The following is an 18,103-nucleotide window of genomic DNA, read 5'->3' as shown; positions in this document are numbered from 1 at the left end:
CCCTTTTTTATAGTAATGAATTAACATATTGTCTTGTTTCTTTGTCCACCTCTTGAATAGTGGATAAGTTAGGATTGTTTATCAAATCGTGCTTAGTTAATGCCTTCTCAATCAAATCCTCAATCTGTAAGAAACTAATACTTTCATTTAAAAATGCTGCTACTGCAGCTTCATTCGCTGCATTTAAAACAGTCGGCAGTGTTCCGCCTTTCTTTCCAGCCTCGTAAGCAAATTGCATACAGCGGAAACGATCGACATCCATTTCTCGAAAATGCAATTTACCAATTTGAGCCAAATTTAATCTTTGTGAAGATCGAAGCGGTAATCGGTCAGGATAGGATAGTGCGTATTGAATTGGTACCCTCATATCTGGTGTACCAAGCTGGGCTATGATACTGCTGTCATGAAATTCTACCATTGAATGAATAATACTTTCCTTATGTAGCAAAACATCAATTTTTTCATACGGCATATCGTATAACCAATGAGCCTCGATTACCTCAAGTCCTTTATTCATCATCGTGGCAGAGTCAATTGTTATTTTTGCACCCATTGACCAATTGGGGTGATTTAGTGCTTCTTTAACAGTTACGGATTCCAACTCGTTTCGTGAACGATCACGAAAACTACCGCCGGATGCCGTCAATATTAGTCTTTCAATGTTTTTTTCCTTTTCGCCCTGTAAACATTGAAAAATAGCTGAGTGTTCACTGTCTACTGGCAGTAATGACACGTTATTTCTCTTCGCGGCCTCCATTACTAGATGACCCGCAGTCACAAGTGTCTCTTTATTCGCGATTGCAATTGTTTTACCACTTTCAATCGCTTGTAAAGTAGGATGTAATCCCACACTTCCTAGGACTGCATTTACAAGAATATCAGCAGCAGGATATACAGCTACTTCAATTAGGCCCTCTTCGCCATAAGTAAACTTAGTATTGGGAAATTCCGATTTCAATGTAAGACAATCTTGATACTCTTGTACTGAAACAATCTCAGGACTAAATTCACTGATCATTTTTCTAGCTAATTCTAAGTTTTTCCCTATCGAGATGGCAACAACTTTATATTCAGATGGATGTTCTCTAACTATATCTAATGTTTGGGTGCCAATCGAACCTGTTGCTCCCAAAATACTAATCATTTTCAAAAAAATTCAACTCCGAACTTTGGTAACATCTACCATAAATGAAATAAATGCAATAATGGCAACACGAATAAGAGACTATCAAAGCGGTCAAGAATTCCACCATGACCTGGTAAAATATTTCCGGAATCCTTAACATTAAAATGGCGTTTAAAAGCTGATTGAACAAGATCACCGATTTGTCCAAAGATTGAAAGAACGATCGTAATTGCCATTAAAGAAATGATAGAGGCGTTAATTTCTGAAAAAATGGCAAATAAGACAGCAACCAGTAATGCACAAATCACTCCACCTAACGATCCTTCAACCGTCTTATTCGGGCTTATTTCCGGCCAAAGTTTTGTTTTTCCTGTAGCTTTTCCAACAAAATAGGCACCTGAATCCGTCGCCCATATCATAAATAAAGAATAAAAAATATAGACAATACCCGCATCACGCGTTTCAATAAAGAAATAAAAGCCAATACCTACATAAATAGCTGATAAAATTGAGAACCCAGCATCTTCAAATGTAAATCGATTTTTAGTAATCACTGTATAGGCTAATAACAATAGGATAAGAACAATCCCAATTTCTGTTTTTGTATAATTAAAAGTATTTAATAGATCATCATACTGCTCTGGGTAAAGGATAACCCAAAGAAATAAAAGAGCCAGCAGTCCATGAACTGAAAAAACACTAAGTTTTTTCATTTTTAATAATTCAAACAAACCAACACTTGCAAGAAAGTACGTTAATAATACGAATGGCAGTCCACCATAAAAAACAATCGGTAAAAATAAAGCAGCTGCAACGACCCCTGTAATGATTCTTTGCTTCATCTAAGATTTCAACACCTTTAAAGTACTTGAGCGAAAAATTCTCCTATATACCTCCAAATCGACGTTGACGATTTTGATAGGCTTCAATGGCTTCAATTAAATGTTTTTCTCTAAAATCTGGCCATAATACATCTGTAAACCAAAACTCCGAGTATGCCAGCTGCCATAACATAAAATTGCTCAGCCGAATTTCCCCGCTAGTTCGGATTAGTAAATCGGGGTCATTTAGACCGGAAGTCATAAGATAGGAGGAAAAAACCTCTTCGTTTAGCTCGCTCTCTTTCAGTATTCCACTTTTGTAATCATTTAAGACTTTTTTAGTTGCATCAATAATCTCAGATCGACTTCCATAGTTAAGCGCAAAGTTTAAAATAAGACCATCATTATTCTTAGTCTTCTCAATAGCCTTATCAATTGCATTCAATGTATGTACCGGAAGTTGATCTTTATATCCCATCATTGTTACTTGAACATTTTCTTCTATTAATTCAGGTAAGAAGGTTCCTAGAAATTCCTCTGGAAGTTTCATTAAATAATCCACTTCATTTTTTGGGCGTTTCCAATTTTCTGTTGAAAAAGCATATAAGGTTAACGTTTTTATACCAAGGGCATTTGCCAGCTTTGTTATTTTTCGAACAACCTTCATACCTTCATGGTGTCCCGCGATCCTCGGCAAAGCTCTCTTTTTAGCCCAGCGTCCATTACCATCCATAATAATCGCAACATGTTCCGGCACCGGCAATTTTCTAACCTTTTCTATATTTTCTCGGAGAGTGGAAGAGTTATTATTTTGATTCTTCCAAAGCCTTATTTTATTAAACATGACAATGCTCCTCCAAATTAAGTTAATCATTTCCTCCGATAATAGATCATGCCCACAGAGCCTGTGTAGATATATATGAAGAATGCTGATTTTAACATGCTTTTATCATACCAAAAAAATGAAAATATATCTTCTACCAAGGTTGTTTTCATACTGTTTGATGTTAAAATCTTAAAGCCGATTTTAACGTGGAAATAGTAAGTCTCCGCTTTAGAATTAGTTTGCAGGCTCTTTTCTTATTAAATTTATCCTATTTTCTGAGGAACCTTAGCACAATCATTAAATTTTCTACCAAATAGCAACAAAGTTTAAGAAAAGCGCCTCTACTAAATAACTTATGAACTAGTACATGAAATAAGAATGATGTTTTATCTATTGATTAGATGAAATCTGAGCGTAAATAGTGAAAAAACCCCCTAAAAAGAGGGTTCTTCAAAATAATTAAACTTCCAAGATTTCTTTTTCTTTGTCTTTTGTTATTTGGTCAATCTTGCTAATATGTTCATCCGTAAGTTTCTGAATATCATCAGAATAACCACGAAGTGCATCTTCGGTAATCTCACCGTTTTTCTCTAGCTTTTTAAGATCATCGTTAGCATCACGACGAATATTACGGATGGCAATCTTTGCTTCTTCTGATTCTTTCTTCACTAATTTTACGAGGTCTTTACGACGTTCTTCTGTCAATTGTGGAATGGCAAGTCGAATAACCTGACCATCATTCGAAGGGTTTAACCCCAAATCAGATTTAAGAATGGCCTTTTCAATTTCTCCTAAAATTGATTTATCATAAGGTTGAATGACAAGAAGTCGCGCTTCAGGAGTTGAAATTCCAGCCATTTGATTTACAGGCGTAGGTGCTCCATAATAATCAATCGTAATTCTATCTAATAAAGAAGCACTAGCTCTCCCTGCTCGAATACTCGCTAACTCACGTGAATAAGCTTGAATAGCTTTTAGCATTCGTTCCTTCGTTGCGGAAATCACTTGTTTTGGCATTTAATTTTTCCCCCTAACAATCGTTCCTATTTTTTCGCCCATAACAGCACGTTTTATATTTCCTTGTTCCATGATAGAGAATACAATTAGTGGAATATCGTTATCCATACATAATGAGGATGCTGTTGAATCCATTACTGCTAATCCTTCTTTAATAACATCAAGGAAAGTGAGGTCTTCATATTTTGTTGCATTAGGATCTAGACGTGGATCCGCCGAATAAACACCATCAACATTATTTTTTGCCATTAAGATCACTTCAGCGTCGATTTCAGCTGCACGTAATGCAGCAGTTGTGTCAGTTGAAAAATATGGATTTCCAGTTCCCGCAGCAAAAATAACGACTCTCTTTTTTTCTAAATGTCTCATTGCACGACGTCTAATATATGGTTCTGCAACCTGACGCATTTCAATTGATGTTTGAACTCGAGATTCAATACCTAAGTGTTCTAAACTATCCTGCAGTGCTAAAGAATTCATGACAGTCGCCAACATTCCCATATAATCCGCTGTAGCTCTATCCATTCCCATCTCACTGCCTATTTTACCACGCCAAATATTCCCGCCGCCAACTACAACAGCTACCTCGACACCCAGTTCTGCAATTTCCTTTACTTGTCCAGCAATTGATTTAATAACGGATGGTTTAATTCCAAAGCTTGACTCGCCTGCGAGTGCTTCCCCGCTTAATTTCAGTACTACGCGTTTGTATTTAGGACCGCTCATATGAACCTCCTTGGTATGTAATTAGTATAATAAAATTCTTTAAAAATAGGGAACACATCGTGTTCCCTATTCAAAACATATTTCTATCCACGTGCCTTACGTCTAATTACTTCTTATTAACTTGGCTCATAACTTCTTCTGCGAAATTGTCTTCACGCTTTTCGATACCTTCGCCTACTTCGTAGCGTACGAATTCGCGAACGGAAGCACCTTTTGATTCCACAAATTGACGTACTTTTTGATCAGGGTTTTTAACGAAAGTTTGGTCAAGAAGACATACATCTTCGAAATACTTACCAAGACGGCCTTCAACCATTTTAGCCACAATATTTTCAGGCTTTCCTTCGTTAAGGGCTTGTGTAGTTAGAACTTGACGTTCACGCTCAACTTCTTCTTGAGATACTTGGTCACGAGAAACATATAAAGGTCTCAAAGCAGCAATGTGCATAGAAACATCTTTGGCAGAATCCGCATCAGTAGTTCCTTCAAGAACAGTTAGAACTGAAATACGGCCTCCCATGTGAAGGTACGCACCAAAAGCATCATTATCAGTTTTTGCTAAAACTGCAAAACGACGAAGGGTAATTTTCTCACCAATTTTAGCAATTGCTGCATTGATATAGTCTGCAACTGTCACTCCATTGATTGTTTGTGCAGTAGCTTCTTCTACTGTAGCGGGCTTGTTAGCAAGCAAGTGTGCAGCTAATTCTTTAACAAGGTTTTGGAATGCTTCGTTTTTAGCAACGAAATCAGTTTCAGAGTTTACTTCTAAAATAACAGCATTGTTACCTTCAGCAACAACATATGTTAAACCTTCTGCAGCTATACGATCGCCTTTTTTCGCAGCTGAAGCAATCCCTTTTTCGCGTAAGAAGTCAATTGCTTTTTCCATATCTCCATTTGTTTCAGTTAGCGCCTTTTTACAATCCATCATTCCAGCGCCAGTTTTTTCACGTAATTCCTTAACCATTTGAGCAGTAACTGCCATTATAAATTCCTCCCTTAATCTATGTACTATACTATATCTTAGCCATTCCAACTTAAGATAAACATTTCTTAAAAAAAGGTGATAAAGGGTCTCCCTCTTATCACCTTTAAAAAAGTTACGATCTTATGCTTCTTGTGCTACTTCTTCACCTTGTTTAGCTTCTAGGATAGCGTCAGCCATTTTACCAGTTAAAAGCTTAACCGCACGGATTGCATCGTCATTCGCAGGAATAACAACATCGATTTCGTCTGGATCACAGTTTGTATCAACAATTCCAACTATAGGAATGTTCAATTTCTTAGCTTCAGCAACAGCAATGCGCTCTTTACGAGGATCGATAATGAAAAGTGCATCAGGAAGCTTCTTCATATCTTTAATTCCGCCTAAGAATTTCTCAAGACGTTCTTGTTCTTTCTTTAATTGAACAACTTCTTTTTTAGGTAATACTTCGAAAGTTCCGTCTTCAGACATTCTTTCAATATCTTTTAAGCGGCCAATACGCTTTTGGATTGTTTCAAAGTTTGTTAAAGTACCACCCAACCAACGTTGGTTAACAAAGTACATACCTGAACGAGCTGCTTCTTCTTTAACAGAATCTTGCGCTTGTTTCTTCGTACCAACAAAAAGGATTGTTCCGCCATTAGCAGCAAGATCTTTCACCCAGTTATAAGCTTCTTCAACTTTCTTAACTGTTTTTTGTAGGTCGATGATGTAGATACCGTTACGCTCCGTGAAGATATATTTCTTCATTTTTGGGTTCCAACGGCGAGTTTGGTGTCCAAAGTGTACACCAGCTTCAAGCAATTGCTTCATTGAAATTACTGACATGTTTTTTTCCTCCTATGGTTTCGTTTTCCTCCGCTTGTCTCGTTTTTAAACAGCAACTGTTTTCACAGCACCGGCTGCCTAAATCAACAAACGTGTGTATTAACACCGTTAAATAATATAGCACATGTGCTGATAACAATCAAGTTATACTTCAAAAAAAATCCCCAGTTTAACTGGGGACTACATTTTATTGTCTAGCTCCAGCGCCTGGCCCCTCGAGGTCAGAAGCCAATCGCTTCGGAAGGCAAAAAGCGCCTTCTGTCAGCGCTCGACTTCTGCTTGTCGGGGCTGACCAAGGCGCTTCCGCTTTTCGTATTAGTTAGATCTTAATTTATCAAGCTCAACTAGGAATTTATCATTTAGAACTTTGATATATGTTCCTTTCATACCGAGCGAACGTGATTCAATTACCCCAGCACTTTCAAGCTTTCTTAATGCATTAACAATTACCGAACGCGTGATACCAACGCGATCAGCAATTTTCGAAGCAACTAACAAGCCTTCATGGCCATTTAACTCTTCAAAAATATGTTCAATTGCTTCAAGCTCACTGTAAGATAATGAACTGATTGCCATTTGAACAACTGCCTTGCTTCGTGCTTCTTCTTCAATTTCTTCTGACTTTTCACGTAAGATTTCCATACCAACAACCGTTGCACCATATTCAGCAAGAATAAGGTCATCATCGTGGAACTTTTCTTGCAGCCTTGCAAGAATTAATGTTCCAAGACGTTCCCCGCCGCCAATAATAGGAACAATTGTGGTTAACCCTTCACGGAAAAGATCTTTGTTTTCAACTGGGAAGGCAGTGTATTGGCTATCCACATCTAAATTTGATGAAGTTTCTTGAATATTAAATAGCCCATTTGTGTATTCTTCAGGAAATTGACGGTCCTCTAACATTTTTTTCATCCGGTCATTTTCGATTTGCTGGTTAATCGCAAATCCTAAAAGCTTACCACGACGACTGAGAATGAAAATATTTGATTCAATAACTTCGCTAAGTGTTTCAGACATTTCTTTAAAGTTTACTGGTTTTCCTGCTGCTTTTTGTAATAACACATTAATCTTTCTAGTTTTTGATAGTAAATCCATTCTGTTTTTTCCTCCTAATTACTGCAACCATTATTAAGTTTTATTGTTTAATTATTACAAGATAAATTGACTTAAATCTTTATTTTTGGATATTGCTCCAAGCTTATCATCGACATATTGCGGAGTTATTGTAATCTTCTCCATAGAAATATCAGGTGCTTCAAATGACAAGTCCTCTAAAAGTTTTTCTAAAATGGTGTGAAGTCTTCTTGCCCCAATATTATCTGTATTCTGATTCACATCAAAAGCAATCTCAGCTAGCCTACGAATAGCATCGTCAGAAAATTCAATTTGTATACCTTCTGTTTCCAATAATGCTTGATATTGTTTGATTAAAGCATTATCAGGTTCGATTAATATTCTAAAGAAATCATCAACGGTTAATTTTGTTAACTCCACTCGAATCGGTAAACGCCCTTGTAGCTCTGGTATCAAATCTGATGGTTTTGACATATGAAAGGCACCAGCAGCAATAAATAAAATATAATCTGTCTTAATCGAACCATATTTGGTAACAACTGTTGATCCTTCAACAATTGGTAGAATATCTCGCTGCACTCCTTCACGAGAAACGTCTGCTGAAGAACCTCCGGAATTTTTACTAGCAATTTTATCAATTTCATCGATAAAGATGATACCTGTTTGTTCGGCACGGTACACCGCTTCCGTTGTCACTTCATCCATATCAATTAATTTTGCAGCTTCTTCATTGGTTAATACTTTTCTTGCTTCGCTGACCGTTAATTTTCTCTTCTTCCGTTTCTTCGGCATAAAACTGCTGAGCGCATCCTGCATGTTCATTCCCATTTGTTCCATCCCAGAACCCTGGAGCATATCAAACATGGAAGGTGTTTGCTCTTCCACTTCTACCGTTACGATTTCTTCCTCAAGTTGACCAAGAGCAAGCTTTTCTTTTACAATTTTTCTTTTTTCCGTAATGGAGTAATCTTCCTGATTGTTTTCTTGTTCTTGTGGTGCATTTCCACCGCCAAATAACATTTCAAGTGGATTTTTGTAATTTTGTTGTTTTTTTGCAGAAGGGACCAGTAAATCTACCAGCCTCGCGTTTGCATTTTGCTCGGCACGTTCTTTTACAGATAACATTCGATCTTCTTTAACTAACCGGACAGATGTTTCCACTAGGTCTCGAACCATCGATTCGACATCACGGCCAACATAACCGACTTCCGTAAATTTAGTAGCTTCCACTTTAACGAAAGGTGCACCTACCAACTTCGCAATTCTCCGGGCTATTTCTGTTTTACCTACACCGGTAGGACCGATCATTAAAATATTTTTAGGAATAATTTCTTCACGTAGTTTTTCGTTTAACAGCCCTCGTCTAAAACGATTTCTAAGTGCAACCGCAACTGCTTTTTTTGCGTCCTTCTGACCGATAATATATTGATCTAGTCTCTCAACTATCTGGCGCGGTGTTAAGTTGTCTTTATTAGCCATTGTAGGTCCCCTCCTGTTAGAGCTCTTCCACGATAATGTTGTGGTTGGTATATACACAAATTTCAGCAGCTATTTCTAAAGAAGCCTTTGCTATTTCTTTTGCAGTTAGATGGTCCCCTGCATATTTCTTTAGAGAACGTCCGGCTGCTAACGCATAATTACCACCTGATCCGATTGCTAGAATCCCATCGTCCGGCTCAATAACCTCTCCTGTTCCTGATACAAGGAGAAGATCTTCTTGATTCATAACAATTAGCATTGCTTCTAGCTTTCTAAGTACCTTATCACTTCTCCACTGTTTAGCAAGCTCAACAGCAGCTCTTTGGAGGTTCCCGTTATATTCCTCTAATTTTCCTTCAAACATTTCAAAAAGCGTAAACGCATCTGCAACAGATCCGGCAAAACCAGCCAATACTCTTCCATTAAATATCTTTCTAACCTTTTTTGCTGTGTGCTTCATCACTACAGCATTACCAAATGTGACTTGTCCATCACCAGACATTGAACATTGACCGTTATGATGGATTGCAAATATCGTCGTAGCATGAAATTGGTTCATCATTAATCCTCCTCTAGTATTTCACTAGCAAACTTATGTAACAGGAAATTGTCATAAATAGACAGGTGCATTACACTAGAATAGTATGAAAACTTTATTCATTTATTCCCTTTTATAAATGGGTATATACTTTTAATTAGGCTTTTAAACCTCGCTTGTTCACCCATGAACAAAAAGGAAGTACGCTTAGCATATTGGGATAGTCCAATTGTATATTGTGATTAAGTTTTCCTCATTTGTAAACGGTTAGTTCTTAACGTTACTAAATTAGTCACATTTATTAGTATGTCAAACTCACAAAGGCTACTAAAGCTTAACACACTTCTTTTCTCCTTGCAATAAATTTTACAAAACCTTCACAAAGTTCTGAATTGTTTCTAAGGCTCTGTTTGCATGTTGTAAATTTCGTTCCTGTTTTCCTTTGATTTTTTCTGATAACTCTGGGAACAGACCAAAGTTAGCATTCATTGGTTGGAAATTCTTTGCACTTGCACTTGTGATATAACGTGCCATACTTCCAATCGCCGTTTCTACAGGGAATTCTAACGTTTCATTGCCCAGCGCTAACCTAGCAGCATTTATCCCTGCAACAAGTCCACTGGCTGCAGATTCAACATATCCTTCTACACCTGTCATTTGTCCTGCAAAAAATAAATTTTCACGTTCTCTAAATTGATATGACGATTTGAGAACTTTTGGTGAATTGATAAAGGTATTTCGGTGCATGACGCCATAACGGACAATTTCTGCATTTTCAAGTCCTGGTATTAACTGAATAACCTCTTTTTGCGGACCCCATTTTAAATGAGTCTGGAAACCAACAATATTATAAAGGGTTCCTGCGGCATCGTCTTGACGCAGTTGTACAACCGCATAAGGTCTTTTCCCTGTTTTTGGGTCTTCTAAACCGACTGGCTTTAATGGACCAAATAACATTGTTTTCTTTCCTCTTTGTGCCATAACTTCGATTGGCATACAGCCCTCAAAAAAGATTTCCTTTTCAAATTCCTTTAAAGGAACAGTTTCAGCTGCAATAAGCGCATCATAAAAACGATTAAACTCTTCCTCTGTCATTGGGCAATTTAAATAAGCCGCTTCACCTTTATCATAGCGCGATTTTAGATAGACTTTATCCATGTTAATGCTATCTTTTTCAAGAATAGGCGCTGCCGCATCGTAAAAATAGAGGTAATCCTCACCCGTTAAAGATTTTAGTTTCGCTGATAATTCTGGACTTGTCAGTGGACCGGTTGCAATGATTGTAATTCCCTCTGGAATTTCTGTTACTTCCTCGTTAATAACCGTAACATTTTCATGGTTTCTTACCATTTCTGTCACTTTAGCAGCAAACTCATGACGGTCAACAGCTAAGGCACCGCCCGCCGGAACAGAACATGCATCAGCAGCAGATATAATAACCGAATCGAGCAATCTCATTTCTTCCTTTAAAACACCGACAGCATTTGTTAATGTGTTGGCCCTTAAAGAATTACTACAAACTAACTCCGCAAATTTATCGGTATGATGTGCAGGTGTTTGTTTAACTGGTCTCATTTCATACAGCCGGACTTTTACACCACGTTTTGCAATTTGCCATGCCGCTTCACTCCCAGCCAAACCCGCACCAATTACATTTATTGTTACATCGTTCATCTTATACCTCCTGAATTTAAAAAGCACGAATCTAGTTTTCCTCTTACCATAATTACTTTTCCCTCTTTTTAGCCCATCTTGCATTGTACTATACGATTCAAAAACAAAAAAGTTTTATGTTTAAATAAAAAGCGGAAGCGCCTCCGGAACAAGCACAGCTTGTTCCGGAGGGGATTACTCTGGGAAGCTTACCCTAGTGAACAGGGGCTTATGACCCCGAGCCCCTAGGCGCCCCTCAGAAAAACTAACGCTTTTCTTTCGTGCGACGAATCGCTTTCGAAGCATACTCTCGTGGACTTGGATTTGAAAATATGAAAAGAGTGAGCTATGCTCACCCTTAACTTTGTGGTTCTTCTTTGTAATCACATTCTATACATTGCACTTGAACGCCTTTTTTTAATTTCTTTTCTACAAGAGGGCCTTCACACTTCGGACAAGGTCTTGGTATTGGTTTATCCCATGAAATAAAGTCACATTCTGGAAACCTATTGCAACCATAAAAGATCCTTTTTTTCTTGCTTTTACGTTCAATTATACTACCTTCTTTGCATTTCGGACAAGTAACTCCTATTTCCTTGACAATTGCTTTTGTATTTCTGCAATCAGGAAAATTACTGCAAGCCATGAATTTACCGTATCTACCCATTTTAAAAACCATTGGGTTGGAGCATAATTCACAATCTTCACCTGCAGGCTCATCTTTAATCTCAACAGATTGCATTTCCTCTTCTGCTTTGGCCAAATGCTTTTCAAAATCCTGATAAAATTCATCAATGATTTCAACCCAGCGGACTTTCCCTTCCTCCACATTATCTAAATCCTGTTCCATTTTAGCAGTAAAGTCTACATCAAGGATACCAGGGAAGAATTCAAGCATTAATTCATTACAGATTTCCCCTAACTCAGTGGGAATGAATCGTTTATTATCTAAAGCTACATAACCCCGTTTTTGTATGGTATCTAATGTTGGAGCATAAGTGGATGGTCTGCCAATGCCAGATTCCTCGAGAGTTTTTACTAATCTTGCTTCCGTATATCTTGGCGGCGGCTGCGTAAAATGCTGTTTGGGTTCTATATCTTTTTTGAAGACCTCATCGCCTTCTTTGAGGTCTGGCAGCATTTTATTCTTTTCCTCTACTTGATCATCTGTTCCCTCCACATAGATCTTCATAAAACCAGGAAACTTAATTTTTGATCCATTTGCCCGGAACAGTACATTGCCATTTTGGAGATCAACACTCATTGTATCCATGACAGCCTGGGCCATTTGACTTGCTAAAAATCTTTCCCAAATTAGCTTATAAAGGCGTAATAGATCCCTTGATAAGTATTGTTTTACACTGTTAGGGTCACGGAACGTACTTGTTGGACGTATGGCTTCGTGGGCATCTTGGGTATTACTTTTCTGCTTTTTATCTTTTCGCTCGACTTCCTTCAAATAAGTCTCACCGAACTCTTTTTGAATATATTCCGCAGCTTCTTTCTGTGCCACATCTGAAATCCGGGTAGAGTCTGTTCTCATATAAGTTATAAGACCAACGGTTCCTTCTGCTCCCAGCTCAATTCCTTCATACAATTGCTGAGCTAACATCATTGTTTTTCTAGCACGGAAATTAAGTTTCCTTGCGGCTTCCTGCTGCAGTGAAGAGGTAATAAAGGCGGGTGATGGGTTTCTTTTTCGTTCCTTTTTTGAAACAGAAACCACCCTAAACTTATCTCCCTCCATTTGCTTCAAGACAGCCTCAACATCTTGTTCCGATTTAAGCTCTAATCTTTCTTTACTCGCCAGTGAATGAAATGAGGCACTAAAATGGTCCTTCCCTTTTAGCAATTCACTTTCAATTGTCCAATATTCTTCAGGAACAAAAGCCTTAATTTCCTTTTCACGGTCAATAATTAATCGGACTGCAATCGATTGAACTCGTCCCGCACTTAATCCTTTTTTAACTTTCTTCCAGAGAAGCGGACTAATGTTATAACCGACTAGACGATCCAAGACCCTTCTAGCCTGCTGCGCATCTACTAAATCCATATTAATAGGACGGGGGTGTTTAAAGGATTCTTTAATTGCGTCCTTTGTTATCTCATTAAAGACTACCCGGCAATCGGAGTTAATATCAACATCCAGACTATGGGCTAAATGCCAAGCAATTGCTTCCCCTTCGCGATCAGGGTCAGCTGCGAGAAAAACTTTTTTAGCTTTTTTAGCTGCATTCTTTAGTTCTTTCAAAACTGGCCCTTTTCCACGGATTGTAATGTATTTTGGTTCAAAATTCGTTTCCTTCGAGACTCCCATTTGACTTCGCGGCAAATCACGGACATGTCCCATGGATGCTTTAACTTTATATTTATTTCCTAAATAACGTTCTATTGTTTTTGCTTTTGCTGGTGATTCAACAATAACCAGAAACTCTGCCATGCAAATAATCCTCCTCAAGGGGATATAAGAAGTGTGAAAGCACTTTAAAGCATACCTATTAAAGTAAGCTGTGCTAACAATTTGAGAAGTTTTCCTAATTTCCAAATTTATTATTCGGATCGGAGAAAATCCTTACAAAATCGCCTTATCCCTATTTATTTCTTTTTATATATTCATTCCTAAATAAAGTGGAAAGTGTATACATAATTAATAACTATTATTCTTAAACAAATAATCATTGATGTCAATGTTTCCGTAAACGTTTACAACTAGTTAATGATAATCATACGCCAAATTATTCCTATTTACACATTCTTTTTTCGATTATCTGTTGGAAAATGTATAACATATTTGAAATAATTTCAAGCTTTTTAAGCAACATTCTCCAATTATTTAGAAAAAACCCTCAAAAAGAGGTAATTATTTGTAAAAGCTATAGTCGGAGTTCTTCCAAAATATCTTCGCTGCTCATCACCAGTTTTGCCCCTTGCTGAATTAAATCATTGGTTCCCATTGAACAAGGATTAAAGATACTTCCAGGTAGTGAAAAAACCTCTCTCCCTTCATTTACAGCATAATTAGCAGTTATGAGCGAACCACTTTTCCGTTTTGCTTCTATTATAAATGTTCCATTGGACATCCCGCTGATGATTCGATTTCGGGCTGGAAAATGCCAGCGTAATGGTTTTGTATCAGGAGGGTATTCTGAAACCACTAGCTGGGTTTTCACCATTTCTCTTGCTAATTCATTATTTTCCTTCGGATATATATGATAAAGGCCTCCTGCTATTACCGCGATGGTATTCCCATTATTTTTCATCGCATATTCATGTGCCAATGTATCAATCCCACTAGCCAATCCACTGACAATAATTACTCCATTTTGAACCAATTTCGGGAACATTAATTGAATTGCACTTCTGCCATATTGGGTTGCATTCCGGGAACCTACCACTGCTAGTTTTGGCTGTCTTCTAAGCAAAGATAAATTTCCTTTTGCAAATAGCACCCATGGCGGCTGATAGATTTCTTTCAATAAACTAGGGTAATTTTCATCAAATAACGTTATAGCCTTTATGCCATCTTTTTCATATTGTCGGATTTGTTCCATTACCATATCGGTTTGTAAAGAAGTTTTGAAAGGAATAGTTGAATCGGATTTGGAAGAGAATAGGTTTTGTTGGATGTATTGTGGTTTCATTTGGAGAGATGAGTCTTTCTTTAAATAGTTAAATACTGCATTCCATGAGATACCGGGGTAATGCATTAATGCAATGAGTTTTTCTTTAAAATCATCCATTCACAGCCTCCATTATAAATTATTAAAAAGTAGAAAAAGCCCCTAATAAAAAGGGACTATTTCTACTATTCTTAGTGTGTTTTACATTTATCGTATATGCCTTGCTCTTTGAGAACTTCAATTAACGTTTCACCCATAACTGATGGTGTATCCGCAACTTTAATTCCGCATTCATTCATGACACGGATTTTTTCATCAGCAGTTCCTTTACCACCGGAAATAATCGCACCAGCATGTCCCATACGCTTACCAGGAGGCGCTGTACGTCCGCCAATGAAGCCGACAACAGGCTTGGTCATGTTCGCCTTCACCCACTCAGCAGCTTCTTCTTCAGCAGTACCGCCAATTTCACCAATCATGATGACAGCATAGGTTTCAGGGTCTTCATTGAATGCTTTTAACACATCAATAAAGTTGGTACCGTTAACTGGGTCGCCCCCAATACCAACTGCTGTAGTTTGACCGATACCTGCTTGTGTCAATTGATGAACGGCTTCATATGTTAGGGTTCCGGAACGGGATACAACCCCAACATGACCTTTCGTATGAATATAGCCAGGCATGATCCCAATTTTACACTCATCAGCAGTAATAACACCTGGACAGTTAGGACCAACTAAACGGGTTTTCTTACCTTCCATATAGCGTTTTACTTTTACCATATCCAATACAGGAATATGCTCTGTAATACAAATTGCAAGATCTAATTCCGCGTCAACTGCTTCGATAATCGCATCAGCAGCGAATGGTGCTGGAACATAGATTACGGAAGCAGTAGCACCTGTAGCAGCAACAGCCTCTTTCACTGTGTTAAATACAGGTACTCCCTCTACTTCCAAACCGCCTTTACCAGGAGTAGTACCGGCAACGATTTGTGTACCGTATTCAAGCATTTGTTTTGTATGAAAAAGGGCAGTTGAACCTGTAATCCCTTGAACAATTACTTTTGTATCTTTATTAATAAAAACACTCACGTTAATTCCCCTTTCTTTCGATCCTATTTCACTAATGAAACGATTTTTTGTGCACCGTCAGCCATTGATTCAGCAGGAGTGATGGCTAAACCAGACTCAGCAAGAATCTTCTTACCTAAGTCAACGTTTGTTCCTTCTAAACGGACAACAAGCGGTACGCTTAGTTGAACCTGCTTAGCTGCTTCTACTACACCCTCAGCAATGACATCACATTTCATGATTCCGCCAAAGATATTGACAAAAATTCCTTTTACATTTGGATCGGAAAGGATAATTTTAAATGCTTCGGTTACCTTCTCAGCTGTCGCACCGCCCCCAACATCTAGGAAGTTAGCAGGGTCGCCGCCATAATGCTTAACAATGTCCATTGTAGCCATGGCAAGACCAGCGCCATTAACCATACATCCGATATTACCATCTAAAGAAATATAGCTTAAATCATATTTTGAAGCTTCAATTTCCTTTGGATCTTCTTCTTCAAGATCACGGTAAGCTAGAACGTCTTTTTGACGATAAAGCGCATTCGAATCAAAGTTTAATTTTGCATCCAATGCCATAACTTTTCCGTCACCAGTAACGACTAACGGGTTGATTTCTGCAATTGAGCAATCCTTTTCGATGTAGGCATTATATAATGCCATCATAAACTTAACAGCTTGATTCACAAGCTCTTTAGGAATGTTGATATTAAATGCAATACGACGTGCTTGGTATGGCATTAAACCAACAACCGGATCAATTTCTTCTTTAAAGATTTTTTCCGGAGTTTTCTCTGCAACCTCTTCAATTTCTGTTCCGCCTTCTTCTGAAGCCATTAGAACAACACGTGAAGTCGCACGATCTAAGACAAGACCAACGTAATACTCTTTTTTAATATCGCAGCCTTCTTCAATAAGAAGACGCTTTACTTCTTTTCCTTCAGGACCTGTTTGATGTGTGATCAAAGTCTTACCTAGGATTTCACTCGCGTATGTACGGACTTCCTCAAGGTTTTTCGCAACTTTAACCCCGCCGGCTTTTCCCCTTCCGCCTGCATGGATTTGTGCTTTTACTACGCATACTTGTGTACCTAATTCTTTCGCGGCTTCAACTGCTTCTTCAACTGTGAATGCCACTTTTCCATTAGGAACAGCTACCCCGAAACTCTTGAGGATCTCTTTTCCTTGATACTCATGGATATTCATTTCCCATCCTCCTATCAAACTCTTCAAAAAATTGACTCCGTTTTCATTTTATATAATGACAGATACCTTGTCCACCATTATGCGTAAAAAATTATATTCATCTTAATATTTCGAATACTTTTTTGGTTAATAAAGCGCTTTCAACGGTATATTACCCAAAATTAACATGTATTTATTTTGCGGCTATAACAAAAACAGGCCCTGAAGCCTGTTTTTATTGTTCGTAAACCATATCTTTAATGGGCGCAAAACTCTTTCGATGATAGGGAGTAATGCCATATTTTTGAATCGCTTGAATATGCTCTCTTGTGCCGTATCCCATGTTATGGTGAAACCCGTATTCCGGAAAATCTTTGGAAATCTCCATCATTAGATTGTCTCTTGCAACCTTTGCAACGATAGATGCCGCAGCAATTGACACACTCTTCGCATCACCTTTAATAATCGACTCAAAAGCATAAGGTGTTTCAAGTTTCATAGCGTCAATTAGTAAAAAATCAGGTTGAGAGCTAAGAGACACGATGGCTGCCTTCATCGCTTTTTTTGTCGCTTCGTAGATATTGATGGTGTCAATTTCTTTAGAATCAATCTCTGCAACACTTACAGCAATTGCTTCCCTCTTTATTATTTCAGCATATTCAATCCGTTTTGCCTCTGAGAGCTTCTTTGAGTCATCAATACCTGCTAAGAAAAAATCTTTGGGCAGAATAACAGCTGCTGCCATCACCGGTCCAGCAAGAGGCCCTCTGCCAACTTCATCGACACCTGCGATACATTCATAGCCCCTGGCACGCCACTTGTTTTCATAGGTATTCATTTTAATAAATTTTTCTTGCAGCTGTCTCTCGTGTTCCATTCGCTTACGCCATTTATGTATGAGATGTTGCACCCCTTTGCGTTCATCCTGCTGAATGCTTAAAAAAAAGGGGTCACTTTCATTCTTTATGTTTATAAGCTGTTGTTCAATTTCAGAAATTGTTTGTACTTTCATTATCTTCACCCGTTGTAATGATACCTGTTGAATTAAGTAATTTCAATGACAAAAATAAACAAAAAACCTCTTAAAGGGAAAGGATTTATTTTAAACTAATTGTTACCATAATTTACGATTCGCCGATTTATCGGCACA

16 protein-coding genes are annotated in these 18,103 nt (G+C 37.9%); all 16 read right to left on the bottom strand.

What is annotated here, in order from left to right; translation table 11 throughout:
- Positions 1–7: 7 nt before the first annotated feature.
- The gene (gene dxr / locus AC2TFD_RS09420) at positions 8–1,150 is read right to left on the bottom strand and encodes a 1-deoxy-D-xylulose-5-phosphate reductoisomerase (RefSeq protein ID WP_484675489.1); all 1,143 of its coding nucleotides are present in this window, start codon (positions 1,148–1,150) and stop codon (positions 8–10) included.
- Positions 1,151–1,179: 29 nt separating this feature from the next.
- Positions 1,180–1,968 (bottom strand): phosphatidate cytidylyltransferase, encoded by a 789-nt coding sequence (locus AC2TFD_RS09415; protein WP_484675488.1) that lies wholly within the window; start codon positions 1,966–1,968, stop codon positions 1,180–1,182.
- 43 nt (positions 1,969–2,011) lie between these two features.
- Positions 2,012–2,791: an undecaprenyl pyrophosphate synthase gene (uppS, locus tag AC2TFD_RS09410; protein ID WP_484675487.1), complete on the bottom strand. Its 780-nt coding sequence runs from the start codon at positions 2,789–2,791 to the stop codon at positions 2,012–2,014.
- Positions 2,792–3,232: 441 nt separating this feature from the next.
- Complete coding sequence (gene frr / locus AC2TFD_RS09405) at positions 3,233–3,790, bottom strand: ribosome recycling factor (protein WP_335518165.1); 558 nt, start codon at positions 3,788–3,790, stop codon at positions 3,233–3,235.
- Complete coding sequence (pyrH, locus tag AC2TFD_RS09400; protein WP_335518170.1) at positions 3,791–4,516, bottom strand: UMP kinase; 726 nt, start codon at positions 4,514–4,516, stop codon at positions 3,791–3,793.
- 106 nt (positions 4,517–4,622) lie between these two features.
- A complete protein-coding gene (tsf, locus tag AC2TFD_RS09395; protein ID WP_484675486.1) occupies positions 4,623–5,504 on the bottom strand; it encodes a translation elongation factor Ts in 882 nt (293 codons plus the stop codon).
- 123 nt (positions 5,505–5,627) lie between these two features.
- Entirely contained in the window at positions 5,628–6,332 is a 705-nt protein-coding gene (gene rpsB, locus AC2TFD_RS09390) for a 30S ribosomal protein S2 (protein WP_335518176.1), read from the bottom strand.
- A gap of 315 nt (positions 6,333–6,647) precedes the next feature.
- Positions 6,648–7,427: a GTP-sensing pleiotropic transcriptional regulator CodY gene (gene codY, locus AC2TFD_RS09385; RefSeq protein WP_335567462.1), complete on the bottom strand. Its 780-nt coding sequence runs from the start codon at positions 7,425–7,427 to the stop codon at positions 6,648–6,650.
- Between the two features lie 54 nt (positions 7,428–7,481).
- Complete coding sequence (gene hslU, locus AC2TFD_RS09380) at positions 7,482–8,885, bottom strand: ATP-dependent protease ATPase subunit HslU (RefSeq protein WP_335518181.1); 1,404 nt, start codon at positions 8,883–8,885, stop codon at positions 7,482–7,484.
- 16 nt (positions 8,886–8,901) lie between these two features.
- Positions 8,902–9,444 carry an ATP-dependent protease subunit HslV gene (hslV, locus tag AC2TFD_RS09375; RefSeq protein WP_335518184.1) on the bottom strand — a complete coding sequence of 181 codons (543 nt, stop codon included), beginning with the start codon at positions 9,442–9,444 and terminating at the stop codon, positions 8,902–8,904.
- Between the two features lie 345 nt (positions 9,445–9,789).
- Complete coding sequence (gene trmFO, locus AC2TFD_RS09370; RefSeq protein ID WP_335517096.1) at positions 9,790–11,097, bottom strand: FADH(2)-oxidizing methylenetetrahydrofolate--tRNA-(uracil(54)-C(5))-methyltransferase TrmFO; 1,308 nt, start codon at positions 11,095–11,097, stop codon at positions 9,790–9,792.
- Between the two features lie 337 nt (positions 11,098–11,434).
- Positions 11,435–13,516, bottom strand: coding sequence for a type I DNA topoisomerase (gene topA, locus AC2TFD_RS09365; protein ID WP_484675485.1), 2,082 nt, complete (start codon positions 13,514–13,516; stop codon positions 11,435–11,437).
- 433 nt (positions 13,517–13,949) lie between these two features.
- Positions 13,950–14,816, bottom strand: a complete 867-nt coding sequence (dprA, locus tag AC2TFD_RS09360) for a DNA-processing protein DprA (RefSeq protein ID WP_484675484.1) — start codon at positions 14,814–14,816, stop codon at positions 13,950–13,952.
- Positions 14,817–14,887: 71 nt separating this feature from the next.
- Positions 14,888–15,790, bottom strand: coding sequence for a succinate--CoA ligase subunit alpha (gene sucD, locus AC2TFD_RS09355; RefSeq protein WP_335520610.1), 903 nt, complete (start codon positions 15,788–15,790; stop codon positions 14,888–14,890).
- A 23-nt stretch (positions 15,791–15,813) separates the two neighbouring features.
- Complete coding sequence (gene sucC, locus AC2TFD_RS09350) at positions 15,814–16,974, bottom strand: ADP-forming succinate--CoA ligase subunit beta (protein ID WP_335520607.1); 1,161 nt, start codon at positions 16,972–16,974, stop codon at positions 15,814–15,816.
- A 214-nt stretch (positions 16,975–17,188) separates the two neighbouring features.
- Positions 17,189–17,965, bottom strand: coding sequence for a ribonuclease HII (locus AC2TFD_RS09345; protein ID WP_484675483.1), 777 nt, complete (start codon positions 17,963–17,965; stop codon positions 17,189–17,191).
- Positions 17,966–18,103: the final 138 nt, after the last annotated feature.

It is taken from the genome of Neobacillus sp. plas4 (assembly GCF_057221695.1).
This window is presented reverse-complemented; position numbering and strand designations above follow the sequence as displayed.